22 protein-coding genes are annotated in these 23,089 nt (G+C 55.8%); 16 read left to right on the top strand and 6 right to left on the bottom strand.

Annotated elements, in window-relative coordinates:
* Positions 1–26 precede the first annotated feature (26 nt).
* Positions 27–1,769, top strand: a complete 1,743-nt coding sequence (locus tag CKV94_RS03105) for a bifunctional alpha/beta hydrolase/class I SAM-dependent methyltransferase (protein ID WP_003824866.1) — start codon at positions 27–29, stop codon at positions 1,767–1,769.
* Positions 1,770–1,817: 48 nt separating this feature from the next.
* Here the strand turns inward: CKV94_RS03105 and CKV94_RS03110 are convergent, their stop codons facing one another.
* Complete coding sequence (locus CKV94_RS03110) at positions 1,818–2,186, bottom strand: ACP-like domain-containing protein (RefSeq protein ID WP_003824865.1); 369 nt, start codon at positions 2,184–2,186, stop codon at positions 1,818–1,820.
* Between the two features lie 262 nt (positions 2,187–2,448).
* Between CKV94_RS03110 and CKV94_RS03115 the strand changes: the two genes are divergently transcribed.
* The 5 genes from CKV94_RS03115 to CKV94_RS03135 all read left to right on the top strand — a co-directional run bounded on the left by CKV94_RS03115 (position 2,449) and on the right by CKV94_RS03135 (position 7,565).
* Positions 2,449–4,017 carry a phosphatase PAP2/dual specificity phosphatase family protein gene (locus tag CKV94_RS03115; RefSeq protein WP_003824863.1) on the top strand — a complete coding sequence of 523 codons (1,569 nt, stop codon included), beginning with the start codon at positions 2,449–2,451 and terminating at the stop codon, positions 4,015–4,017.
* A complete protein-coding gene (locus CKV94_RS03120) occupies positions 4,014–4,394 on the top strand; it encodes a hypothetical protein (RefSeq protein WP_003824862.1) in 381 nt (126 codons plus the stop codon). Before CKV94_RS03115 ends, CKV94_RS03120 begins: the two co-directional genes overlap by 4 nt.
* Positions 4,395–4,398: 4 nt before the next feature.
* Positions 4,399–5,109 carry a lysophospholipid acyltransferase family protein gene (locus CKV94_RS03125; protein ID WP_003824861.1) on the top strand — a complete coding sequence of 237 codons (711 nt, stop codon included), beginning with the start codon at positions 4,399–4,401 and terminating at the stop codon, positions 5,107–5,109.
* Positions 5,106–6,095: a phosphatidate cytidylyltransferase gene (locus tag CKV94_RS03130; protein WP_003824860.1), complete on the top strand. Its 990-nt coding sequence runs from the start codon at positions 5,106–5,108 to the stop codon at positions 6,093–6,095. Before CKV94_RS03125 ends, CKV94_RS03130 begins: the two co-directional genes overlap by 4 nt.
* Before the next feature lie 201 nt (positions 6,096–6,296).
* The gene (locus tag CKV94_RS03135; protein ID WP_003824858.1) at positions 6,297–7,565 is read left to right on the top strand and encodes an NRAMP family divalent metal transporter; all 1,269 of its coding nucleotides are present in this window, start codon (positions 6,297–6,299) and stop codon (positions 7,563–7,565) included.
* 112 nt (positions 7,566–7,677) lie between these two features.
* Here the strand turns inward: CKV94_RS03135 and CKV94_RS03140 are convergent, their stop codons facing one another.
* Together CKV94_RS03140 and CKV94_RS03145 are read right to left on the bottom strand one after the other, a co-directional pair.
* The gene (locus tag CKV94_RS03140) at positions 7,678–7,968 is read right to left on the bottom strand and encodes a hypothetical protein (protein WP_003824857.1); all 291 of its coding nucleotides are present in this window, start codon (positions 7,966–7,968) and stop codon (positions 7,678–7,680) included.
* A 215-nt stretch (positions 7,969–8,183) separates the two neighbouring features.
* Positions 8,184–9,815, bottom strand: a complete 1,632-nt coding sequence (locus tag CKV94_RS03145; protein WP_003824854.1) for a CTP synthase — start codon at positions 9,813–9,815, stop codon at positions 8,184–8,186.
* A gap of 210 nt (positions 9,816–10,025) precedes the next feature.
* Here CKV94_RS03145 and gmk point away from each other — a divergent pair, with 210 nt between their 5' ends.
* The 4 genes from gmk to CKV94_RS03165 all read left to right on the top strand — a co-directional run bounded on the left by gmk (position 10,026) and on the right by CKV94_RS03165 (position 13,856).
* Positions 10,026–10,640 carry a guanylate kinase gene (gmk, locus tag CKV94_RS03150; protein WP_155114529.1) on the top strand — a complete coding sequence of 205 codons (615 nt, stop codon included), beginning with the start codon at positions 10,026–10,028 and terminating at the stop codon, positions 10,638–10,640.
* Positions 10,641–10,725: 85 nt separating this feature from the next.
* On the top strand, positions 10,726–10,932 hold the full coding sequence (gene rpoZ, locus CKV94_RS03155; RefSeq protein ID WP_003824851.1) for a DNA-directed RNA polymerase subunit omega: 207 nt from the start codon (positions 10,726–10,728) through the stop codon (positions 10,930–10,932).
* 2 nt (positions 10,933–10,934) lie between these two features.
* Positions 10,935–13,463 (top strand): RelA/SpoT family protein, encoded by a 2,529-nt coding sequence (locus CKV94_RS03160; RefSeq protein ID WP_003824850.1) that lies wholly within the window; start codon positions 10,935–10,937, stop codon positions 13,461–13,463.
* Positions 13,464–13,571: 108 nt separating this feature from the next.
* The gene (locus CKV94_RS03165) at positions 13,572–13,856 is read left to right on the top strand and encodes a DUF3079 domain-containing protein (protein ID WP_003824848.1); all 285 of its coding nucleotides are present in this window, start codon (positions 13,572–13,574) and stop codon (positions 13,854–13,856) included.
* A 129-nt stretch (positions 13,857–13,985) separates the two neighbouring features.
* Here CKV94_RS03165 and CKV94_RS11335 read toward each other — a convergent pair whose 3' ends face one another.
* Positions 13,986–14,426: a hypothetical protein gene (locus tag CKV94_RS11335; RefSeq protein ID WP_003824844.1), complete on the bottom strand. Its 441-nt coding sequence runs from the start codon at positions 14,424–14,426 to the stop codon at positions 13,986–13,988.
* Positions 14,427–14,635: 209 nt separating this feature from the next.
* Between CKV94_RS11335 and CKV94_RS03175 the strand changes: the two genes are divergently transcribed.
* The gene (locus CKV94_RS03175; protein ID WP_003825078.1) at positions 14,636–15,643 is read left to right on the top strand and encodes an IS5 family transposase; all 1,008 of its coding nucleotides are present in this window, start codon (positions 14,636–14,638) and stop codon (positions 15,641–15,643) included.
* A gap of 295 nt (positions 15,644–15,938) precedes the next feature.
* On the opposite strand, the gene cls is transcribed toward CKV94_RS03175, so the two are convergent.
* A complete protein-coding gene (cls, locus tag CKV94_RS03185; protein WP_003824843.1) occupies positions 15,939–17,396 on the bottom strand; it encodes a cardiolipin synthase in 1,458 nt (485 codons plus the stop codon).
* A 166-nt stretch (positions 17,397–17,562) separates the two neighbouring features.
* On the opposite strand from cls, the gene CKV94_RS03190 reads away from it, so the two are divergent.
* Positions 17,563–18,501 (top strand): D-2-hydroxyacid dehydrogenase, encoded by a 939-nt coding sequence (locus tag CKV94_RS03190; protein ID WP_003824841.1) that lies wholly within the window; start codon positions 17,563–17,565, stop codon positions 18,499–18,501.
* Positions 18,502–18,738: 237 nt separating this feature from the next.
* Positions 18,739–19,392, top strand: a complete 654-nt coding sequence (locus tag CKV94_RS03195) for an IS1595 family transposase (protein WP_095114591.1) — start codon at positions 18,739–18,741, stop codon at positions 19,390–19,392.
* 67 nt (positions 19,393–19,459) lie between these two features.
* Here CKV94_RS03195 and CKV94_RS03200 read toward each other — a convergent pair whose 3' ends face one another.
* Complete coding sequence (locus CKV94_RS03200; RefSeq protein ID WP_003824840.1) at positions 19,460–20,623, bottom strand: 5-(carboxyamino)imidazole ribonucleotide synthase; 1,164 nt, start codon at positions 20,621–20,623, stop codon at positions 19,460–19,462.
* Between the two features lie 412 nt (positions 20,624–21,035).
* Between CKV94_RS03200 and kdsA the strand changes: the two genes are divergently transcribed.
* The 3 genes from kdsA to ung all read left to right on the top strand — a co-directional run bounded on the left by kdsA (position 21,036) and on the right by ung (position 23,089).
* Entirely contained in the window at positions 21,036–21,887 is an 852-nt protein-coding gene (gene kdsA, locus CKV94_RS03205; RefSeq protein WP_003824838.1) for a 3-deoxy-8-phosphooctulonate synthase, read from the top strand.
* Between the two features lie 45 nt (positions 21,888–21,932).
* Positions 21,933–22,358 carry a DUF4870 family protein gene (locus CKV94_RS03210; protein ID WP_003824837.1) on the top strand — a complete coding sequence of 142 codons (426 nt, stop codon included), beginning with the start codon at positions 21,933–21,935 and terminating at the stop codon, positions 22,356–22,358.
* Between the two features lie 71 nt (positions 22,359–22,429).
* Positions 22,430–23,089 (top strand): uracil-DNA glycosylase, encoded by a 660-nt coding sequence (gene ung / locus CKV94_RS03215; RefSeq protein WP_003824836.1) that lies wholly within the window; start codon positions 22,430–22,432, stop codon positions 23,087–23,089.

Genomic DNA, 23,089 nt, shown 5'->3' on the forward strand with positions numbered 1-23,089 from the left:
AATGTATCTCACCAAGGAGTACACATATGCAGGAACAGCAAAAACACTTCGCCACCCAAGACGGCACCAAACTTTTCTACCGCTACCGCCCCGCTGCCGACGGCTCTTCCGATAAAGCCATCGTGTTGTTCCATCGCGGCCACGAGCATTCCGGCCGGATGATGTTTGTTGCCGACGAACTCGGTTTCGACGATTTTGCCTATTTCGCATGGGACGCGCGCGGTCATGGGCACAGCCCCGGCGAACGCGGCGACAGCCCCAGCATCGGTACTTCCGTTGCCGACGTGGACGACTTTATCCGCCACATCCAAAGCGAATACGGCATCAAGCCTGAAAACATCTGCGTGATCGCGCAAAGCGTCGGCGCGGTATTGGTGTCCACTTGGCTGCACGACTACGCGCCGAAAATCCGCTGCGCCGTATTGGCATCGCCCGCATTCAAAGTCAAACTCTACGTCCCTTTTGCCCGCACGGGTCTGAAAATCATGCAGAAATGGCGCGGCAATTTCTTTGTCAACAGCTACGTCAAAGCCCACTACCTGACCCACAACCAAGAACGCCAAACCAGCTACGACAACGATCCGCTCATCACCCGCGCCATTTCCGTGCGCATTCTGCTCGGTTTATATGAGGCCGCCGAACGCGTCGTCGCCGACGCGCAAGCCATTACCACGCCTGTACAGCTTTTGATTTCAGGCAGCGATTGGGTGGTTCACCACAAACCGCAACACGATTTCTACAACCGCCTGAGCAGCCGCATCAAAGAACGCCATATCCTGCCCGGCTTCTATCACGACACCTTGGGCGAGCAAAACCGTGAAATCGCCTTTGTCGAAATGCGCCGCTTTATCCGCCAGCGTTTCGACAACCCACCCCTACCGATTGATCTGACCCAAGAGCACCTACACGGCGACAGCCGCCGTGAAGCCGACGAACTGGCCACACCTTTACCCATCTGGTCGCCGCGCGGCGCATTTTGGGCGGTTTACCGCGCCTCCCTCGATCTTGGCGCGCGTTGGAGCGAAGGTTTGAAAATCGGCAAAGAAACCGGCTACGACTCCGGCAGCACGCTGGATTATGTGTACCGCAACCAGCCGCAAGGCAGCAATGCCTTTGGTGTGGCGGTGGACAAACATTATCTGAACGCCATCGGCTGGCGCGGTATCCGTCAACGCAAAATCAATATCGGCAAAGCGATTCAGACGGCCTCTGCCAAGCTGCGCGAAGCGGGCAAACCGGTACACGTTCTCGATATTGCGTCGGGACACGGCCGCTATGTGCTTGACGCGTTGACTGCCGACACGTTGCCCGATTCTGTGCGCCTGCGTGATTACAGCCCGATTAACGTCGAAGCCGGCCGCAAGCTGATTGCCGAACGCGGCCTGCAAGACACGGTTACTTTTAACGAAGTCAATGCCTACGACCGCGCCAACTATCAGGATTTGCAACCGCGTCCGACGCTCGGCATTGTTTCCGGTTTGCACGAATTGTTTGCCGACAACGATTTGATTTTGAACTCGCTCTACGGCTTCGGCGATGCGATTGAAACAGGTGGTTACCTGATTTACACCGGACAGCCGTGGCATCCGCAGCTCGAAATGATTGCGCGCGCGCTGACCAGCCACAAAGCGGGCAGCCCCAATTGGGTAATGCGCCGCCGCAGCCAGCAGGAAATGGATCAGTTGGTTGAGCAAGCCGGTTTTGAAAAAATCCACCAATGGATAGACGAAGACGGTATTTTCACCGTTAGCCTGGCAGTGAAAAAATAAAATAAGAAAAGGCCGCCTGAAAATCAGACGGCCTTTTATCGAAAAATCTTAGTTGCTGGCGTTCACAGGTGAGCAGTTTTTCACCACGAAACGGCCGCCAGGAGCGGTCAAACCCACCACATCGGAGGTGGTGTGGGTGTTTCTGTCGATGTAGCCGGCAGACAGAGAGTAGCCGCGACGGTTGCTGAAGGTGGTACCGGTGCTGTCGGACTGTCTTCTGTTATAAGCCAGGTTTACCTGCGTACCGGCGGCATTCACCGCAGCGCTTACCGGCTTGCCTTGGCGGTTGAACTCATACAACACGTTCAACTGTTTGCCGTTGTCGCAGGTGTAGGAAACCATGCCGCCGGGCGCAGCCGCAGCACTCAGGGAAACGGCAGCCAGTGCAGCCGCAGTAACAACAGATAATAGTTTCATAATGGTTATGACTCCTAATTGAGCATCAAGAAATTTTTCAGGTAGCCTCAAGCTGCCTGCGCTGCTCCTAAAGCAAATGAATAATCTGCCCGGCAGCGGGCGCTATTGTATTCCTCCGGCAAGAATATGCAACCAATATAACAGTAAAATAATATTATGCTTCTGATATGGAAAATTAACTTAATTTCTGCCACCACATTGGCATGCCTTGTATTGAAAGCGGATTTCATCTGATTTGCACCGAACGTTTACAATCCACTCCATGAAACCCACCCTGAAAACCTCTCTACTCAAGCTTGCCTTGGTCGGTGCGCTGTTCTACACCAGCTACGGCCTGTCCAACCATTACGCGGCATCGCTGGCCTATGTGCCGGAAGTCGCTTTTGCGTGGGAGCGCGGCATTCCGTTTTGGGCGTGGACGATTGTGCCTTATTGGTCGCTGAACCTGATGTATGCGGCGGCGTTTTTCCTTTGTCGAGATGCGGGCGAACAAAACCGCTACGTCGCACGGCTGGTGGCGGCGCAAATCATTGCTACCACTTGCTTCATGCTGTTCCCGCTGCATTTCAGCTGGCAGAAGCCGCCTACCGACGGACTGTGGGGTTGGCTTTTTGATTCGTTGGTAGCGTTTGACTTGCCGTACAACCAAGCGCCATCGCTGCATATCGCGCTGTCTATCATTGTCGGTGCGTTTTATTGGACGCGATTTCCTAAAATCCGTTTGCCGATTTTGCTGTGGCAAAGCCTGATTGCTTTGTCGGTACTGACGACTTACCAACACCATTTTATCGACGTGCCGACCGGTGCGCTGTTGGGCTGGCTGGTGTTGTGGGCAATACCGCAATACGGCGTATCGCCGTTCAAGAGGCGAGATTTGTTTGTAGTACAGCCAGCTGAACAAACAGGCTACCTGAAAACGGTATCTTGCGAAGCAAAGCTGAGTTCCGGTAAAGCCAAAATCTCCCCCGAAACACGTTCCCGCGAAATCAAAATCGCCATGCTGTATCTGGCGGGCGCGGTATTGTCGGCTCTGCCTGCTTTGTTCGGTGGCGCGTGGTTGTGGATGTTGTGGGTCAGCGTATCGTTATTGGTGGTTGCTTTCGCCTATTTGACCGGCAACGCGGTGTTCCAAAAACAGGCAGACGGCAGGCTGTCGGCGGCGGCAACGATTTTGCTGCTGCCTTATCTGGCAGGCGTGCGGCTGAACATGGCTTATTGGCTGCGTGGCAAGGCGAAGACGGCGCAGGTGCGCGATGATGTGTGGATTGGCAGTATCTCAGGGGTTGCGGAGATTCAGCATTGCGGCGGAGTTTTTGGGAAAAAAACGGCATCTGCTGCGTTAAAAATGCTCTCAAGATGTTCAACCTTGCTGCGCTTTTTGCCTTGCATCTACCATTTTTTGCCACAAAAATCCGCTTCACAAGCTAAATCTCCGCAACCCCTAGTAATTTCAGACGGCCTCCCCGCCGTATTGGACGTATGCGCCGAATATCCCCGTCCTCGTTATCACGGCGCATACCGCACTTTGCCGCTATTGGATATGGTTGCGCCGTCTGAAAACGATTTGGTGCAGGCGGCTTTGTTGCTGGAAGCATTGCGCCGGCAACACGGCAAGGTTCTGACCTGTTGCGCGCTGGGCTACGGACGCAGCGCGTCGGTGGTGCTTACTTGGCTGCTGGTTTACGGCGGCTGCCGGGATTTGGCGCAGGCAACGGCGGAGCTGAAACAGGCCCGCCCGCAGATGGTGCTGCCGCAGGAAACGGCCAAGGCAGTAGAAGCAGCAGCAGGCTACCTGAAAAACTTCGGCGCAGATCAAAAGGAAAACCCATGAACACGATACCAGCAACCGACAGCCTAGTTACCGCTCGCCTGCTCGCCACCGCCCGCCATACCGCCGCATTCAATGCCTTGCTGCTGGCTTTGTCGGCACAACAGGGCGGCGCGTGGGCGGCAGTGCAGCTGATTTTGGCCGCAGCGCTGTTATACTGCTACATCCGCATCGAGTTCGACCGCCGCGTGTTCCAAGATTTCGCCGACGGCCGCTACACGCCCGAAGCCTTCGACCAAACTTTACGGCAAACCGGCTTGCGCCGCATTGCAGACAGCCACAATATGCCGCAACGTGTATCGGGCGCACTCGCCTTATGGCGCAAAAGCTTGTATCTAACCGCTGCACAATCAACAATATTCCTGATCCAACTCCTCTGATGCCATGAAAAACTTTCTTAAAAAACAACTTGCCTGGCTAACCGACCAAGCATTGTATCTGTCGGTATCCTTCCTCACCGGGGTTCAGCCCAAAAGTCCGCACGAGCTGGCGTTCGATCCGCAGCAAAAAGTGTATTACGCCAATCACGGCAGCCACGGCGATTTCTTGCTGGTGTGGATTTCCCTGCCGCGACACTGGCGGCTTTCCGCGCGCCCCGTGGCCGGCTCGGATTACTGGCTGACCAACAAACTCAAACGCTTCATCATCCAAAACGTCTTCAACGCGCTCTTGATTCCGCGCCACAGCGACAATCCGCAGTTGATTACCGAGCAGATGAACCATGCGCTCCAAGCGGGCGATTCGCTGATTATTTTCCCCGAAGGCACACGCAATACGGACGAAAACGAAATCCTGCTTCCATTCAAATCAGGCATTTACCATCTAGCCAAAAGCAAACCGGATACCGAATTTGTGCCGATATGGATAGACAACATCAACCGCGTCCTGCCCAAAGGTAAAGTGCTGCCCGTGCCGCTGTTGTGTGAAGTCCATATTGGCGAACCGCTGACCCTGCGCGAAGATGAAGACAAAGAAGCCTTCCTCGCCCGTAGCCGCGAAGCCCTGCTGGCCTTAAAACCGTCTGAAAGCGAACGGAGCGAGGTTCGCCCAAACAAACACGCTGAGCCGCACCAAAACACAGGAGAAGCATCATGAGCTTTGCCAACACATCCAGCCAAATCATTACCGAACAAACCGCCGCCCATCTGACCCCGCAGGCAGGCTATATCTTTACCGGCGTGTTTGCCGTATTGATTTTCGCCAGCATCATCGGGCAATGGCTGAAACGCAAAAACGGCGCAGGCAATGCTACCATCGCCAACCTCAACGCCCGCATCTACGCTTGGTGGTTGATGACGCTGGTGCTGCTGGCCGCCTTCTGGTTCGGCAAAGCCGGTACGGTGGTGTTGTTTTTCCTGATTTCGTTTGCCGCCTTGCGCGAATTCATGACCCTCGTTTACCGCCGCCGCAGCGATTATTACAGCATGGTCACCTGCTTCTACCTGCTGCTGCCGGTGCAATATTATTTTGTTTATGACGGCTGGTACGGCATGTTCAGCATTTTCATCCCCGTGTACGGCTTTCTGGTGTTGCCGATTATTGCCAGCCTGAGCGGCCAAACCGCCCATTTCCTCGAACGCGCCGCCAAAACGCAGTGGATGGCGATGATCTGCATCTTCTGCCTCTCCCATGTGCCAGCCCTGATGTTCCTGAATTTGGACGGCTTCGACAGCAGCGGCAATATCCTGCTGCTGATTTTCCTAATCGGTGTGGTACAAGCTTCGGACGTGTTGCAATACGTTTGGGGCAAATTGGTGGGTGGTGCCAAAATTATGCCCTCGCTTTCCCCGTCTAAAACCGTATCCGGCACGGTGGGCGGCATTTTGTCTGCCACCGCGCTTGCCGCATTGATGTCGCCGATTACCCCGTTTAGCCACGGCCAGGCTGCCGCCATCGGTTTCACTATTTGCCTGATGGGTTTCTTCGGCGGGCTGGTGATGTCTGCCATCAAGCGCGACTACGGCGTGAAAGACTGGGGCAACATGATCCGTGGCCATGGCGGCATGCTCGACCGCGTGGACTCCATCTGCTTTGCCGCACCGATTTTCTTCCACATCGTCCGCTACTATTGGCACGGCTAACGGCAAGTAAAAAGCGATACCAGGCTACCTGAAAAAAGTTTCATAGCACATTATGCTTGCAATGCACCAATTTCTGCTTGAAATAGAATAATTTTGATTAAATAAAATATAAAATAGCCAAATATTTATTAGGGCGCGTTTTGATTTACGTTAAAATGCGCCTTTTTTTTCGTGAAGGACGCCTCACCAGGCGGGAATTTTATGTCTGAACACCACGCACACGCTTCAACTTGGAAAAGCCGCATCAACGCGCTGGGCCCCGGAATCATGATGGCCTCGGCAGCGGTGGGCGGCTCACACCTGATTGCCTCCACCCAGGCCGGCGCGCTCTACGGCTGGCAGTTGGCACTGATCATTATCCTCACCAACCTGTTTAAATACCCGTTTTTCCGCTTCAGCGCACACTACACGCTGGACATGGGCAAAAGCCTGATTGAAGGCTATGCCGAGAAAAGCCGCTTTTATTTGTGGGTGTTCCTGATTTTGTGCGTGGCATCGGCCACGATTAACGCCGGCGCAGTGGCCATCGTAACCGCCGCCATCGTCAAAATGGCGATTCCTTCGCTAACGTTGGATGTAGGCGCAATCTCCGCGCTGATTATGGCCTCCTGCCTGATTATCCTGGCCAGCGGGCGCTACAAGGCTTTGGATAATGTTTCCAAAATCATCATCGTGAGCCTTACCATCGCCACCGTGGCCGCAGCCGCCATCGCCATGTCGCGCGGCATGCAGATGAAGCCCGACTTTATCGAGCCTACTCCGTGGACATTCACCGCCTTAGGCTTCCTCATCGCGCTGATGGGCTGGATGCCGGCGCCGATTGAAATTTCGGCCATCAATTCGCTATGGGTAACCGAAAAACAACGGCTCAATCCTTCCAGCTACCGCGACGGCATTTTCGATTTCAACGTCGGCTACATCACCAGTGCAGTGCTGGCCGTGGTGTTCCTCGCCTTGGGTGCATATGTGCAATATGGCAACGGCGAAGAAGTGCAGATGGCAGGCGGCAAATACGTGAGCCAGCTAATCAATATGTATGCTGTTACCATTGGCAGCTGGTCGAAACCGCTGGTGGCCTTCATCGCCTTCGCCTGCATGTACGGCACCACGATTACCGTGGTAGACGGCTATGCACGCGCCATCGCCGAACCCATCCGACTGCTGCGCGGCAAAGACAAAACCGGCAATATCGAGCTTTTTGCCTGGAATACTTGGGTGGCCGGCTCCGGATTGGCAGTGATTTTCTGGTTCAACAGCGCTATGGCCGAACTGCTCAAATTCGCCATGATCACCGCCTTCCTCTCCGCCCCCGTGTTTGCCTGGCTCAACTACCGCCTCGTGAAAGGCGACGAACGCCATAAACTCACCGCCGGCATGAACTTCCTCGCCATCATCGGCCTCATCTACCTCACCGGGTTTACCCTGCTGTTCCTGCTAAACTTGAGCGGCCTGTTGGATCCACTGAAGTAAACATCATCCGCCAAGCAAAAGGCTACCTGAAATTTTTCAGGTAGCCTTTTAATTCCAATCCATATCCCCGTAATGGGTTCTACATTAGAGCGTACACCACCAAGCATCCGCCCTACCCCCGCTGCCAGCCCTTACGCCTCAAATGCACCATGGCCAACGAACGTATTTCATACAGCGCCTCGGTAGCCGTTTCAAATTCAGTGAGCAGACCATGCTCAGCTGCGGAGAACGGCGGGGAATCATTCCAAGAGCCCATGCCACCGAACACCTGGGTTTGCTCGCACACCAGCTGCAAGCGCTCACGCTCCGGCAGCGATTCGTTTGCCAAGGTTTGCAGAGCCCGATCGAAAAAAGCCTGCTTCCAATGTTGTTCGCCAATCGCTTCGGCGAGCGAGTTGGGCAATATCGGTTAATGCTTGGTCAAAACGCCGTAACAACTCTGGCTCGGTCATGTATTTTTTCCTGATTGCTGCAAATAGTGGCCAGCCGAACAATCATCTGTGCATAGCCAATCATCGGCATAATCGCCCGGCCTGCCAACCAAACAAAAGTCTACCTGAAAAGCTCGGCTGCGTTTGCAATCGGTTTTTCAGGTAGCCTCTGGCATTGCAATCTTACTTACTCTTTATGCTGCAAGGCAGCTTTCACAAACGAGGTGAACAGCGGATGCCCTTTGCGCGGAGTGGAAGTGAATTCGGGGTGGAACTGGCTGGCGAAGAACCAAGGATGCGTGCCCTGCGGCAGCTCGATGGTTTCCACCAAGCGTTCGCGCCCGCCGGATACGCCGCTGATCACCAGCCCGGCCTTTTCCAGCGCCGGAACGAAATGGTTGTTTACTTCATAGCGGTGGCGGTGGCGTTCTTTGATATTGGTGCTGCCGTAGATGGCGGCGGCCAGGCTGCCGTCGGCAAGCGCCACTTCCTGCGCGCCCAAGCGCATGGTGCCGCCCAAATCGGCGTGTTCGTCGCGTTTTTCCACCGCGCCGTCGGCGGTTTGCCATTCATCAATCAGCGCCACCACGGGATAGGGCGTTTTCAAATCGAATTCGGTGGAGTTGGCGCCTTCCATGCCGGCCATGTGGCGGGCAAACTCGATGAGCGCAATCTGCATACCGAGGCAGATGCCCAAATAGGGCACTTTGTTTTCGCGGGCATAGCGGGCGGCGGCGATTTTGCCTTCCACGCCGCGCACGCCGAAACCGCCGGGCACGAGGATGGCATCGAAGTTTTTCAGGCAGTCCGTGCCTTCGGTTTCGATGTTTTCGCTGTCGATATAGGTGATGCACACCTTGGTTTCGGTGTGGATGCCGGCGTGCTTCAGGGCTTCACTGAGAGATTTGTAGGATTCGGTCAGATCCACATATTTGCCCACCATGGCGATGTGTACGGTGTGCTTCGGATGCTCGATGGCATGCACGATTTTGCGCCATTCGGTGAGGTCGGCCTGCTGGATATTGAGCTGGAGCTGCTCGCAAATGGCATCGTCGATGCCCTGGCCGTGCAGCATTTCGGGGATTTTATAGATGCTGTCGGCATCATAGCAGCCGATTACGGCGCGCTCTTCCACGTTGCAGAACAAGGCGATTTTGCGCCGCTCTTCTTCAGGCAGCAGCCTGTCCATACGGCAAATAAGCACGTCGGGCTGGATGCCGATTTCGCGCAATTCTTTCACCGAATGCTGAGTGGGCTTAGTTTTGATTTCGCCGGCGGCGGCGATGTAGGGGACGTAGCTTAAGTGGACGAACAGGGTGTTGGCGCGGCCGAGCTGGCTGCGCATCTGGCGGATGGCTTCCAAAAACGGCAGCGATTCGATGTCGCCCACCGTACCGCCGATTTCCACAATAGCCACGTCTTTATTGGCTGCGCCTTCGTGGATGCGGCGTTTGATTTCGTCGGTGATGTGCGGAATCACCTGCACCGTGCCGCCCAAATAGTCGCCGCGGCGCTCTTTGGCAATCACGTTTTCATACACCTGCCCGGCGCTGAAGCTGTTGGCACGGGTGAGCTTGGCGTCGATGAAACGTTCGTAGTGGCCGAGGTCGAGGTCGGTTTCCGCGCCGTCTTCGGTCACAAATACCTCGCCATGCTGGAAAGGGCTCATCGTGCCGGGATCCACGTTGATATACGGATCCAGCTTAAGCATGGTTACATTCAGCCCGCGCGATTCGAGGATGGCGGCAATAGAAGCGGCGGCGATACCTTTCCCTAAGGAAGATACCACGCCGCCGGTTACGAAAATAAATTTGGTCATGATGCAATGCCCGATTTGGAAAGCGTAATTTTACCCCGTTTCCCGCAAAAGCAAAAGCGCGGGGATTTTCGGTTTTCAGGTAGCCTTTACTCGGGCAGGCTACCTGAAAACCGCACACCAACAAAGTGCAAAGCCTGATCCGCCGCCCTTTCAAAGCCCTGAATGCTATGCGATAATACGCCCGAATTTCAACTAAAAAATTTCCGCACCATGCAAGGCAATATTTTTGTTATTTCCGCCGCCTCAGGCACAGGCAAAACCACGCTGATCGCCCGGCTGCTGCAGCACCATTCCGACATCCGCGTGTCCGTTTCCCACACCACCCGCGCCCCGCGCCGCGGCGAGGAAAACGGCAAACACTACCACTTCGTCAGCGTGCCCGAATTCGAGCGCATGATAGAAGAAGGCCAGTTCGTGGAATACGCCAAAGTGTACGGCAACTACTACGGCACCAGCACCCAAAGCCTGGAAAGCCTCACCCGCCAAGGCGTCGACGTTATCCTCGAAATCGACACCCAAGGTGCGGAACAAATCCGCCGCCTGCTGCCGCAGGCCTACAGCATCTTCATCGCCCCGCCATCTTTGACCACTTTGGAGCAGCGCCTGCGCCAGCGCGCCGCCGATGCCCCGCAAGTGATTGCCGTGCGGCTGGCCGAAGCGCGCAACGAAATCGAGCAGGCGCGCCTATTCGACTATTTGGTGGTAAACGACGACCTTACCGCCACCGAAGCCGCCTTGTTGCACATCATCAAATCCCAGCGTTGCCGTTTGGAAAACCAAACGCCCTTCCTCAACGAACTGCTCGGCAGCGGCGACAACACTTAATTTTATTTTTCAGGTAGCCTCCAGCTGCCCGCAGGCTACCTGAAAACATTTACCCCATTAATTCACCACATATAAGGAACACATCATGGCACGTATTACCGTAGAAGACTGCATCACCCGCATCCCCAACCACTTCAATCTCACCCTGGCCGCCGCCTACCGCGCCCGCCAGCTGGCCAACGGCTCCATGCCTCTGGTGGACGACATCCGCAACAACAAACCCACCGTAACCGCCCTGCGCGAAATCGCCGCCGGCCAAATCGGCGAAGAAATCCTCTCCCGCAGTAAGTAACCATGATTGCCCCCTGCGCCGACTATGCCGCCCCCGTTGCCGCCTGGCGTGAACACCTGTTTGCCCAAACAGGCTACCTGAAAAAAATGGAACGCTGGGCCTTGCTCGAAGCTGCCTGCGTTTACATTCACGACACCGCCGCCAAGCAGGGGCAACCCGATCAGCTCGAACGCGCCTTCCGCCTCACCGCCGCGCTGGCCGAGGAAAAACAGCGCGTACACGCCCTGTGCGCGGTGCTGGTGCAAATTGCCATGGAAGACCTCGGCACACAGGCCGACCCTGCCTTTTTGCAGCCCACGTTCGGCGAAGTGTGCACCGAAATCGCCGCCCATATCCACACAGATACCGAAGCCGGCCAAGAAGCCCAGCTCACCCAGTGCCGCCGGCAAATCAACGAGGTATACCACCTCATCATCGAACGCAGCCGCCAATCCCTGCTGCGCGCCGCAGGCTACCTGAAAACCGAAGACCAAAGCCTGCTCAACCGCGCCTGCGATTTCGGCATCCGCGCCCACCAAAACCAATTCCGCAACAGCGGCGTGCCCTACATCACCCACCCCATGGCCGTGGCCCAGCAGCTGGCCGAATGGCATATCGATGCCCAAGGCCTGTGCGCCGGCGTGCTGCACGACGTGCTTGAAGACACCGGCACGAGCAAAGAAGAGCTAGCCGCCGAATTCGGCCAGGCCATTGCCGATATGGTGGACGGCCTCTCCAAGCTGGAAAAACTCGAATACGACAGCCAGGCCGAGCATCAGGCCGAAAGCTTCCGCAAGCTCATCATGGCGATGACCAAAGACATCCGCGTCATCATCGTCAAGCTCTCCGACCGCCTGCACAATATGCGCACGCTGGATGCCAAAAAGCCCGACAGCCGCCGCCGCATCGCCCGCGAAACGCTGGAAATCTACGCCCAGCTCGCCAACCGCATCGGCCTCAACCATGCCTACCGCGAGCTGCAAGACCTCTCCTTCAAATACCTGCTGCCCAACCGCTACGCCGTGCTCGAGCGCGCCCGCCAAGCCAGCCGCCGCAACCGCCGCGACGTGGTGGGCAAAGTATTAAGCGCCTTCAGCCAACGGCTGGTGAGCGCCAACATCGAAGCCAAAATCCGCGGCCGCGAAAAAAACCTCTACAGCATCTACAAGAAAATGCAGGACAAAAAACTGCATTTTTCCGAAGTAATGGATATTTACGGCTTCCGCGTCATCGTTAACAACATCCCTGCCTGCTACGCCGCCCTCGGCGCGCTGCACAGCCTCTATAAGCCCAAGCCCGGCCACATCAAAGACTACATCGCCATCCCCAAGGCCAACGGCTACCAAAGCCTGCACACCACCCTGGTCGGCCCCTTCGGCCTGCCCATCGAAGTGCAAATCCGCACCCGCGAAATGGATAAAGTGGCCGAAGAAGGCGTGGCCAGCCATCTTCTCTACAAAAACCCCGCCACCGACCCGGCCGCCCAACGCACCCACCAATGGCTGCAAAACATCCTCGATTTCCAAGCCCAAGGCGACAACGCCATCGAATTCCTTGAGCATGTGAAAGTGGATTTGTTCCCTCGCGAAGTGTATGTATTCACGCCGAAAGGCAAAATCCTCGTGTTGCCCGAAGGCGCCACGCCCGTGGATTTCGCCTATGCCGTGCACACCGACATCGGCCACCGCTGCATCGCCGCCCGCGTCAACAACAACATGGTTTCCCTGCGCACCCGCCTGCGCACCGGCGACAGCGTGGAAATCATCACTTCCAACACCGCCCGCCCCAATCCGGCCTGGCTTAATTTCGTGATTTCCGGCCGCGCCCGCAGCGCCATCCGCAACAAACTCAAAAACATCGACCGCGGCGATGCCGTGCGCCTGGGCGAGCAGCTGCTGCAACGCGCCCTCACCGCCCTGCTGCCCCAAGAACTCCTGCTCTCCGAAGACCTCAAACAAAGCTATCTCGACGATCTCAGCCGCAAAAACACCAGCTTCGAAGACATCCTCTACGACGTGGGCATGGGCAGGCTCGCCCCCGTATCCGTGGCCATGCACATTGCCGAAATCGCCGGCCGCCAGCCCGAGAGCAACGGCGTAAAAATTGCCCCCATCAGCGTGGGCAGCAGCGACAGCGGCCGCGTCCAACTCGCTTCCTGCTGCCACCCCATCCCCGGCGACAACATCAAAGCCCTGCTGGTGAAAGACCACGGCCTCATCATTCACCGCGACACCTGCCCCAACACCCTTAAAGCCCCGCCTGAGCAACAGCTGGATGCCAACTGGGAAGGTATCGAGCAAAAGAAAACCTACCACACCAGCATCACCGTATCCGCCAAACGCGCCCACGGCCTGCTCGCCGCCATGGCACAAGCCGTATCCGGGCAGGGCGCCGACATCGAATCGGTCGATACCCTCAGCTCCGCTCAGGAAAACAGCGAAGGCTTCATCGAATTCAGCTTCCGCCTGCAAATATCCAACCTCGAGCAGCTGGAGCAAATCATCAGCGCCCTATATGCCATTTCGCAGGTGCGCAAAGTGCAGCGCCAATGAAAACGGGATGTTCATTCCTGTAGCTGACCAGGCAATACGACAGCTACAGGCATCCCGCTTCCAGCCACGCCACCATGCTTTAAACCATATCAATAAACGACACACATCATGGCCAAAAAATTTCCCATTTTCCCCAAACACCCCGAACGCATCTGCTGGGGCTGCGACAAATACTGCCGCACCGAAGACCTGCAGTGCGGCAACGGCTGCGAACGCATCCAACACCCCATCGAAACCGACGGCCCCGAATGGTATAAACACGGCGACTGGAGCAACCTGCTCAGCGATGAGCAGCAAATCGAACTCGGCCTCAAAGCCGCCCCTGTGCCCGTCCCGGAAGCGCCGGCCAAACCTGCCAAACCGCATATCAAACTGCCGCTCAAGCAGCATTAGCCCACATGTTTTCAGGTAGCCTTTCCAGAACAACAAAGGCTACCTGAAACTTGTCTCCATCAATCCAGCCAGCCAACAAAAATACCGCCGGGCTTTCCGGCGGTATTTTCAATACAGCTGCAATCGTGCTTATTCACTTTTAGCGTCTTCGATATCTTCAGCAATGTCTTTTTCCAGCTGGCTGATCAAAGCATCGCACTCCTGTTTACGCTGTTCGGGAGTGGTCTTCATCATGTTTTCCTGGATGTTGCGCATGTTCTGGCGCAGGGGGGCGTAGATATCGGCAAATTCTTTGCGACGTTGCTCGTCTTTCACGCTAGCCAGGTATTCTTCGATTTTGTTTTCCCAAGGCTGACACCAGTGGTCGCCGGCAGCTGCGGCGGAAGAGGCATCAGATGCAGCGGCAGCCGGAGCAGAAGCAGCATCGCTGGCAGCGGGTGCGGAAGCAGCCGGAGCAGAAGCTGCGGAAGCGGCAGAGGCATCAGATGCAGCAGCCGGAGCGGGGTTGTCACCGCAAGCGGTCAAAGCGAAAGCGGCAATCAAAGCGGCGAATACGGATGTTTTCTTCATGGTTGGATCCTTATATAAAGTTGAAGGGAAGTGTCTACTATAGTAAATGAACAAAAAACGACACTGCGTTGATCCGCCTTGCTAGCACTGCTTAGCACTACCTGCGGCGCACCGCTTTGTCTCGGTTTTCATTCATTCACTATAAGAGACCTTTGCAAAATCCCCCAAAATCCCCTAAATTTCCACCCAAGACATTTAGGGGATTTCTCATGAGCACCTTCTTCCAGCAAACCGCACAAGCCATGATTGCCAAACACATCGACCGCTTCCCACTATTGAAGTTGGATCAAGTGATTGATTGGCAACCGATCGAACAGTACCTGAATCGTCAAAGAACCCGTTACCTTCGAGACCACCGCGGCCGTCCCGCCTATTCCCTGTTATCCATGTTCAAAGCCGTCCTGCTCGGACAATGGCACAGCCTCTCCGATCCCGAACTCGAACACAGCCTCATCACCCGCATCGATTTCAACCTATTTTGCCGTTTTGACGAGTTGAGCATCCCCGATTACAGCACCTTATGCCGCTACCGCAACTGGCTGGCGCAAGACGACACCCTGTCCGAATTGCTGGAACTGATTAACCGCCAACTGACCGAAAAAAACCTAAAAGTAGAGAAAGCATCCGCCGCCGTCATTGACGCCACCATTATTCAGACCGCCGGCAGCAAACAGCGTCAGGCCATAGAAGTCGATGAAGAAGGACAAGTCAGCGGCCAAACCACACCGAGTAAAGATAAAGATGCCCGTTGGACAAAGAAAAACGGCCTCTACAAACTCGGTTACAAACAACATACCCGTACCGATGAGGAAGGCTATATCGAGAAACTGCACATTACCCCCGCCAATACCCATGAGTGCAACCACCTGTTGCCTTTGCTGGAAGGAATAGCCAAAGACACAACCGTCTATGCCGATAAAGGCTACGACAGTGCGGAAAACCGGCAACATCTGGAAGAGCGTCGACTGCAGGATGGCATTATGCGCAAAGCCCACCGCAACCGCCCGCTGACGGAAGCGCAAACCAAACGCAACCGATATTTGTCGAAGACCCGTTATGTGGTCGAACAAAGCTTCGGTACGTTGCACCGTAAATTCCGCTACGCGCGGGCAGCCTATTTCGGACTGATTAAAGTGAGTGCGCAAAGCCATCTGAAGGCGATGTGTTTAAACCTGTTGAAAGCGGCTAACAGGCTAAGTGTGCCTGTTGCCGCCTAAAAGGCGGCCCGGATGCCTGATTATCGGGTATCCGGGGAGGATTAAGGAGGTATTTGGGTAAAACAGGAGGTATTGGGGGAGGGAAATAGCCGAAAACCTGTGTTTGGGTTCTGGCTGTCAGCGAAAAGGTGAAGAGAGGTATTTTGCAAAGGTCTCTATAAAAGAATGTGTTTATCTTAACATAAATGTTTTTCCGCCCCAAGCCCAATGATATGAAATAGTTTTCAGGTAGCCTTCGGCTTTGGTAAAGATGCCAATTTATAATTATTTCACACCATGGCTTGGCCGGCTGCTTCTACAACAACGGGCTGGCCAGCCGCACGCAGCGTTCGACAAAGCGGCGGATACGCGGGCGCTGCTGCCATTTATTCAGCTCCACTTCTTCGCAGTCTTTCAGGTAGCCTTGCAGCAGCGCGGCCACGGCGGCCACGGTGTCGGGCGAATAAAGGGCGAGGCTCACTTCGAGATTGAGGTAGAAACTGCGCATATCCATGTTTACCGTACCGAACAGGGCAAAGCGGTTGTCCACCACCACCGCCTTGGTGTGCAGCAGGCCGCCGCCATACATTTTCAGCCTCACGCCCGCATCCAAAAGCGGCTGATAGTAGGCGCTGCTGGCGTAGCGCACCAGACGAGAATCGTTGCGCCGCGGCAGGATTAAGGTTACTTTCACGCCGCGCTGGGCGGTCATAGTGAGCGTGTTGAGCAAGGCTTCATCCGGCACGAAATAAGGCGTGCTGATGATCACAGATTCCTGCGCCACGTTCAGCGCGTTCACCAACACATCGTACACCAGCGAAGTATCGCCGCCCGGGTGCGAGGGCAGCACTTGCAGGGTTTCGCTGCCGCTGCCGGCAAAGCGTTCGTGTGTGCCGGTGAGGTAGCCGCTCAGGTATTCCAAGGTGGCATTGAGGTTGTGTGAGTTTTCCACCGCCCAATCGCCGTAGAACACCGCCGCCAATTCCTGCGCCGCCACGCCTTCACACCGCAGCACCGCATCCACCCATTCGCCCACGCCAGCACCCTGCTTGAAGAGCTTGGGGTCAACCAGGTTATAGCTGCCGGTGTAGGCAATGCGGTAGTCCACCACCAGGATTTTGCGGTGGTTGCGCACATCGGCGCGCACCCACAGCGAGCTGATCAGCCCAAATGGCAACGCAGGAGTAACCTCCACCCCGGCTTCGCGCAGCCAATCCGGCCAGTCCGACAACCAAAAGCCCTGGCTGCCCAGCGAATCGGCCAAAAGCTGGCAGCGCACGCCGCGATCTGCCGCGCGCATCAGCGCATCCAGCACCGCTTCCACCCGCCCGCTGCCATCCACAATATAAAACTCCAGCAGGCAGCAATGCTGCGCCGCATCAATGTCGTCCACGAAGGCCTGCAAAATCTCATCCGAATCAGCCATCAGGCGCACGCCGTTATCGCCGGTGGGCGCGTAGCCCGATCTGCCCTGCACAAAACGCGCCAACTGCCTGAACCGAATATCCTCCACCGGCGCGGCCTCGGGCGGCAGGAAACGGTCGGCAAATTCATCGTGGAAAGCATGCAGTTCCGCCCGGCGCGCCGCCCGCAACCGCCCCAGCTTCGGCTCGCCAATCAGCAGATAAGCCGCTACGCCCACAAACGGAAAGGCAAACAACAGCGTGAGCCAAGCCAGCGCCGCACTGCCCGAGCGGCGGGCGTAAATCACCCGTAAGGCAATGCCCAGCGTGAGCAAAAAGTGCGTGCTCAGAAAAATATTCGACCAACTCATTATGTTTTCAAATCAAAACCGGGGAAAGGCAACAGTATAGCTGCAGTAAAGGCTACCTGAAAGCAACCGCGACAGCTTTTCAGGTAGCCTTCCCGCCCGCCTCCGGTTTCGCGCTATACTCACTGCAGGCCATATCGTCTTCCATCCCTGTTCCAAGGAGCCATTCATGCACATCGTCTTCCTCGACCGCGACACCCTGCCCGCCCGCCCGCTCTCTTTCAACTTCCCCCACACCCTGCACGAATTTCCCGCCACCGCGCCCGAGCAAACCAACGCCCACCTCGCCGGCGCACAAATCGCCATCACCAACAAAGTCGCCATCCGCGCCGAACACTTCGCCGCCAACCCCCAGCTCAAACTCATCGCCGTGGCCGCCACCGGCTACGACCACATCGATCTGGCCGCCGCCAAAGCCGCCGGTATTACCGTGTGCAACGTGCGCAACTACAGCAGCGAAAGCGTGGGCCAACATGCCTTCATGATGCTGCTCTCCCTCATCCGCCACTTGCCCGCCTGTATGCGCGACATCGCTGCCGGCGCCTGGCAGCAATCCCCCCAATTCGTCCACTTCAACACCCCCATGCACGACCTCGGTGGTAAAACCCTCGCCATCTTCGGCCGCGGCAACATCGGCCGCACCCTCGCCGGCTACGCCCAAGCCTTCGGCATGAAAGTCATCTGGGGCGAACACAAACACGCAGCCGCCGTGCGCGAAGGCTACACCCCATTTCAGGTAGCCTTGCAGCAGGCCGATGCCGTTTCCCTGCACTGCCCGCTCAACGAGCACACCCGCCACATGATCGGCGAAGCCGAGCTGCGCCTGATGAAACCGACCGCCATCCTTATCAATACCGGCCGCGGCGGCCTCGCCGACGAACAAGCCGTATTCGACGCCCTGCAACAAGGCCGGCTCGGCGGCGCCGGTTTCGACGTACTCAGCCAAGAACCCCCGCGCCAAGGCAACCCACTGCTCGCCCCGCTGCCCAACCTCATAGTTACCCCACACATTGCCTGGACCAGCCAGGAGGCTCTGCTCAATATGACCGAAATTCTCGAAGCCAATATCACCGCCTTCGCCGAAGGCAGGCCACAAAACGTGTTATAAACAGATAGGGCAAGATAAAGGTTACCTGAAGATTTCAGGTAGCCTTTTACGTTGCAGCAGGCAAGTATCGCTATAAAACCTGGCTGCGAGCTGCTGTCAGCAAAGCCTCGCCTTCATTTGGGAAAAATAGAGGCTACCTGAAAGTTTCAGGTAGCCTCTGCCCGCTAATGAAGCCCGTCCCCATTCCCCATAAAAATAGGGGCTGACGTAGATTAGCAGTCATGCTAGTCTACAAAAATGCAGATAACCAATTGTAAATTAAGCAAGAGAGTTCAAAAGAAACTACTTGAATTTTTTGTACTCCAAGTTACCGCCCGTTCCGCTGCCGATATTTTAGACATTCAGCCCAACTCCGCCATTTTGTTCTACCGCAAAATCCGTATGGCCATCAGCCATCATTTGGCCTTGGCTACCGATGAGGTTTTCGAGGGCCCCGTCGAGTTAGACGAAAGCTATTTCGACGGACGGCGTAAAGGCAGACGTGGTCGCGGTGCTGCAGGAAAAGTGGTTGTCTTTGGCATTCTGAAACGCAACGGACGGGTCTATACTGTTGTGGTGGATAATGCCAAGTCCGATACTTTGATGCCTGTTATCAAACAGAAAATCATGCCGGACAGTATTGTTTATACCGATAGTCTGAGCAGTTACGACAAGTTGGACGTGAGCGGTTTTATCCATTACCGCATCAACCATTCCAAGGAATTTGCAGACCGCCAGAACCACATCAACGGCATTGAGAACTTTTGGAATCAGGCAAAACGCGTCTTACGCAAGTACAACGGAATCGATCGCAAATCTTTCCCGCTGTTCTTGAAAGAATGCGAATTTCGATTTAACTTCGGCACACCGTCCCAGCAGCTTAAAATCCTGCGGGAGTGGTGTGGAATTTAGGGCTAATCTACGTCAGCCCCTAAAAATAAGACTGCCGTTTCCGGCAGCCCCGTTAGGTTTGCGTTTGTTATTTTTCTTTACGTTGCAGTTGCCGCTGCAATTTGTGCGCAAGCATAAACGCGATGTCGGCAGACTGGGAGGAGAGCACGGTGAAGTGGCCCATCTTGCGCTTCGGGCGGGCATCTTTTTTGCCGTAGAGGTGCAGGCACACGTCTGGGCGTTGCAGGAGCGGCAGCCAGTTTACTTTGCCTGAGGGCAGCCAAATATCACCCAAAAGGTTGGCCATGCTGCAGCAGGAGAGCAAGCGGGTATCGGCGGGCGGCAGGCCACACATGAGGCGCACTTGCTGCTCGAATTGGTTGCTGGCGCAGGCATCCAAAGTGTAGTGGCCGGAATTGTGCGGGCGCGGGGCGATTTCGTTCACAATCAATTTATGGTCGTTGCCGATTACAAAGATTTCCACCGCCAGAACGCCGACATAATTCATGGCTTCGGCCAGCCGGCAGGCCATTTCCTGCGCCTGCTTCTGCACTTCGTCGGGCAGGCGGGCGGGCACGATGGAGTAGGCCAGGATGCCGTCTTCGTGACGGTTTTCGGCGGGCGGGAAGCATTTCACCTGCTGGCTGTTGAGCCGACACACAATCACGGAAATTTCGGAATGCAGGTTGAGCATTTTTTCCAGCACGCAGGGCACGCCGCCGAGCTGTTTGAAGGCGGCGCGGGCTTCTTCCGGGCTGGACACGCGCACTTGGCCTTTGCCGTCGTAGCCGAGCATGGCGGTTTTGACGATGCCGGGCAGCAGCGGCTCGACTGCTTCGTCGGTGAGGTCGGCTTCTTGGGTAACGGGCAGATAAGGTGCGGTTTCGAGGCCGGCCTTGGCTATCCAGGCTTTTTCCTGAATGCGGTTTTGGGCAATTTCCACGCTGTCGCCGCTGGGGCACACGCGGGTTTCCAAAGCCAGGGCACGCATGGCTTGGGCATTGACGTTTTCAAATTCGGTGGTAACGGCGGCGCAAGTAGAAAGGTCGGCCAGCGCGCCGAGGTCGTCATACGGGGCGCAGATGTGTTTGTCGGCCAGGGCGGCGGCGGGGGAGTTGGGATCAGGGTCGAGCACAGTTACGCTGTAGCCCATTTGTTTGGCGGCCACGGTAAACATCCGGCCCAACTGGCCTCCGCCCAAAATGCCCAGCATGGCGGGCGGTAAAATCGGCGTTGTTTTTGCTTTGGTCATGTTCCACTTTCTGCACCCTACAGGGGCGCGCTGTCGGCCGGGCTGAAGCAAACGCCAGCCTCTGTTTGCTTGTGATTCCGGCGGCGGCTGGCGGTTTGTTTGCTTGCAGCAAACACATTTCTTTAAGTGGAGTATTGTACTCAAATCTCGGCACCAAGCCTAGTGCGCTCAGTCTACGCAGAGGGCAATTCATTGGTTTGCCTGCCTTTCCCAAATAGGCTACCTGAAAATATATAACTATCTTGTCCCGTTGCTTCGCAGAAACTCGTCTGCTTTCAGCAAACTCGTTTTAACTTCGCAGAAACTCGTCTGCCTTCGGCAACCTCGTTTTCAGGTAGCCTTCCGTTTCATTCCGTCCTTTTCCGTTATAATCGGGTCATCTTTTAATCCACCCACACAACGGACACACGCCATGCAAACTGCCCTTTCGCAAATCCCGCTTCACGGCTTCACTATTGCCAACCACCGCCCCTTCGTTTTGTTCGGCGGCATGAACGTGCTGGAAAGCCGCGATTTGGCCATGGAAATTGCCGAAACCTATATAGAAATCTGCCGTAAGCTGGATATTCCCTATGTGTTCAAAGCCAGCTTCGACAAGGCCAACCGCTCCAGCCTGCATTCTTTCCGCGGGCCGGGTTTGGAAAAGGGTTTGCAATGGCTCGCGGATATTAAAGCAGCCTACAACGTGCCGGTGATTACCGATATCCACGAGCCCTACCAAGCCGCGCCGGCGGCGGAGGTGGCCGATATTTTGCAGCTGCCGGCCTTTTTGAGCCGCCAAACCGACTTGGTGCATGCCATGGCGCGCACCGGCGCGATTATCAACGTGAAAAAGGCGCAATTCCTCGCCCCGCACGAAATGCGCCACATCATCAATAAATGCCTGGAAGCGGGCAACGATAAAATCATCTTGTGCGAGCGCGGCTCTGCCTTTGGTTACAACAACTTGGTGGTGGACATGCTCGGCTTCGACACCATGAAGCAGATGAACGTGCCGGTGTTTTTCGACGTAACCCACAGCCTGCAGCAACCCGGCGCACGTAGCGATTCAGCCGGCGGGCGGCGCGAGCAGATTGTTACCTTGGCGCGCGCCGGCATGGCGGTGGGGCTGGCCGGGCTGTTTTTGGAAGCCCACCCCGATCCCGAGCAGGCTAAATGCGATGGCCCCTGCGCCCTGCGCTTAAGCCAGCTCGAGCCTTTCTTGAACCAGCTCAAGCAGATTGATAATCTGGTGAAAGGTTTTGCCGAGCTGGATACGCATTAACCCGTATAACTAAATACACAATATAATCAAAATATTAAGGAATGAATGATGGATAATAAACAGTCGGAACGTGGCGGCAAGCCGTTTGATCCCATTGCGGAGCTCGCTGTACCCGATTTGGCAAATATGTCGCGAGAAGAGCGCAATGTGTCCTATCTTTACGTTATCTACGCATTGTATGCGTTGGGTATGTTCGGCTTTGGCATTGTGCCTACTTTGGGCGGTGTCATTATGGCTTACGCTAAACGCAATGAGCTGCGCGGTACGATTTATTTCGATCACATTCAATTTTTGTTGAAAACTTTTTGGATAACGGTCATTGGCAGTGCTATTGGCTACGTTTTGCTATTTGTGCTTGTTGGCTTCCTAATTTTGCCTTTAGTGGGAGCTTGGTATGTGTTCCGTGTTATCGCTGGCTTCCTACGTCTGCGTGAAAACCGATCTGTTACCCCAACAGGCTGGCTGATGTAAACCAATAAGGCTACCTGAAAATAGCGTTTTCTGTTTTCAGGTAGCCTCTCCCCATCTCTCAAGGAAACCCCATGCAAACTTGGCACGAAGCCATCGGTGCGGAAAAACAGCAGCCCTATTTCCAACACATTATCCACAGCGTGCACCACGAGCGCGAAGCCGGGCAGATTGTGTACCCGCCCGCCGCCGACGTGTTCAACGCCTTCCGTGCCACCGAATTCGGCCGGGTGCGCGTGGTCATCCTCGGGCAAGACCCGTACCACGGTGCGAATCAGGCGCACGGGCTGGCCTTTTCCGTGCGCGAAGGCGTGGCCGTTCCGCCATCATTGGTTAATATTTACAAAGAGTTGGCGCAAGACATCCCTGGTTTCCAAATCCCCAAACACGGCTACCTGCAAAGCTGGGCGGAGCAGGGCGTGCTGCTGCTCAACACCGTGCTCACCGTGCGCGCCGGCCAGGCTCATTCCCACGCCGCGCTGGGCTGGGAAACCTTCACCGACCATGTGATTGCCGTGCTCAACGAAGGGCGCGAACACTTGGTATTCATGCTGTGGGGCAGCCATGCGCAGAAAAAAGGCGCTATTATCAACCGCTCCCGCCATCTGGTACTCACCGCGCCGCACCCCTCGCCGCTCTCCGCCCACCGCGGCTTCTTCGGCTGCCGCCATTTCTCGCAAGCCAACGCCTATTTGCAACAGCACGGCCTGCCACCGATTGATTGGCAAATCTGA

The sequence above is a fragment of the Eikenella corrodens genome (assembly GCF_900187105.1).
GTDB classification, from domain to species: domain Bacteria; phylum Pseudomonadota; class Gammaproteobacteria; order Burkholderiales; family Neisseriaceae; genus Eikenella; species Eikenella corrodens.

Excerpts from the sequence above, each read along its gene's own strand:
- CKV94_RS03105 (WP_003824866.1), top strand. The coding sequence starts at position 27 with ATGCAGGAACAGCAAAAACACTTCGCCACCCAAGACGGCACCAAACTT.
- CKV94_RS03110 (WP_003824865.1), bottom strand. The coding sequence starts at position 2,186 with ATGAAACTATTATCTGTTGTTACTGCGGCTGCACTGGCTGCCGTTTCC.
- CKV94_RS03115 (WP_003824863.1), top strand. The coding sequence starts at position 2,449 with ATGAAACCCACCCTGAAAACCTCTCTACTCAAGCTTGCCTTGGTCGGT.
- CKV94_RS03120 (WP_003824862.1), top strand. The coding sequence starts at position 4,014 with ATGAACACGATACCAGCAACCGACAGCCTAGTTACCGCTCGCCTGCTC.
- CKV94_RS03125 (WP_003824861.1), top strand. The coding sequence starts at position 4,399 with ATGAAAAACTTTCTTAAAAAACAACTTGCCTGGCTAACCGACCAAGCA.
- CKV94_RS03130 (WP_003824860.1), top strand. The coding sequence starts at position 5,106 with ATGAGCTTTGCCAACACATCCAGCCAAATCATTACCGAACAAACCGCC.
- CKV94_RS03135 (WP_003824858.1), top strand. The coding sequence starts at position 6,297 with ATGTCTGAACACCACGCACACGCTTCAACTTGGAAAAGCCGCATCAAC.
- CKV94_RS03145 (WP_003824854.1), bottom strand. The coding sequence starts at position 9,815 with ATGACCAAATTTATTTTCGTAACCGGCGGCGTGGTATCTTCCTTAGGG.
- gmk (WP_155114529.1), top strand. The coding sequence starts at position 10,026 with ATGCAAGGCAATATTTTTGTTATTTCCGCCGCCTCAGGCACAGGCAAA.
- rpoZ (WP_003824851.1), top strand. The coding sequence starts at position 10,726 with ATGGCACGTATTACCGTAGAAGACTGCATCACCCGCATCCCCAACCAC.
- CKV94_RS03160 (WP_003824850.1), top strand. The coding sequence starts at position 10,935 with ATGATTGCCCCCTGCGCCGACTATGCCGCCCCCGTTGCCGCCTGGCGT.
- CKV94_RS03165 (WP_003824848.1), top strand. The coding sequence starts at position 13,572 with ATGGCCAAAAAATTTCCCATTTTCCCCAAACACCCCGAACGCATCTGC.
- CKV94_RS11335 (WP_003824844.1), bottom strand. The coding sequence starts at position 14,426 with ATGAAGAAAACATCCGTATTCGCCGCTTTGATTGCCGCTTTCGCTTTG.
- CKV94_RS03175 (WP_003825078.1), top strand. The coding sequence starts at position 14,636 with ATGAGCACCTTCTTCCAGCAAACCGCACAAGCCATGATTGCCAAACAC.
- cls (WP_003824843.1), bottom strand. The coding sequence starts at position 17,396 with ATGAGTTGGTCGAATATTTTTCTGAGCACGCACTTTTTGCTCACGCTG.
- CKV94_RS03190 (WP_003824841.1), top strand. The coding sequence starts at position 17,563 with ATGCACATCGTCTTCCTCGACCGCGACACCCTGCCCGCCCGCCCGCTC.
- CKV94_RS03195 (WP_095114591.1), top strand. The coding sequence starts at position 18,739 with ATGCAGATAACCAATTGTAAATTAAGCAAGAGAGTTCAAAAGAAACTA.
- CKV94_RS03200 (WP_003824840.1), bottom strand. The coding sequence starts at position 20,623 with ATGACCAAAGCAAAAACAACGCCGATTTTACCGCCCGCCATGCTGGGC.
- kdsA (WP_003824838.1), top strand. The coding sequence starts at position 21,036 with ATGCAAACTGCCCTTTCGCAAATCCCGCTTCACGGCTTCACTATTGCC.
- CKV94_RS03210 (WP_003824837.1), top strand. The coding sequence starts at position 21,933 with ATGATGGATAATAAACAGTCGGAACGTGGCGGCAAGCCGTTTGATCCC.
- ung (WP_003824836.1), top strand. The coding sequence starts at position 22,430 with ATGCAAACTTGGCACGAAGCCATCGGTGCGGAAAAACAGCAGCCCTAT.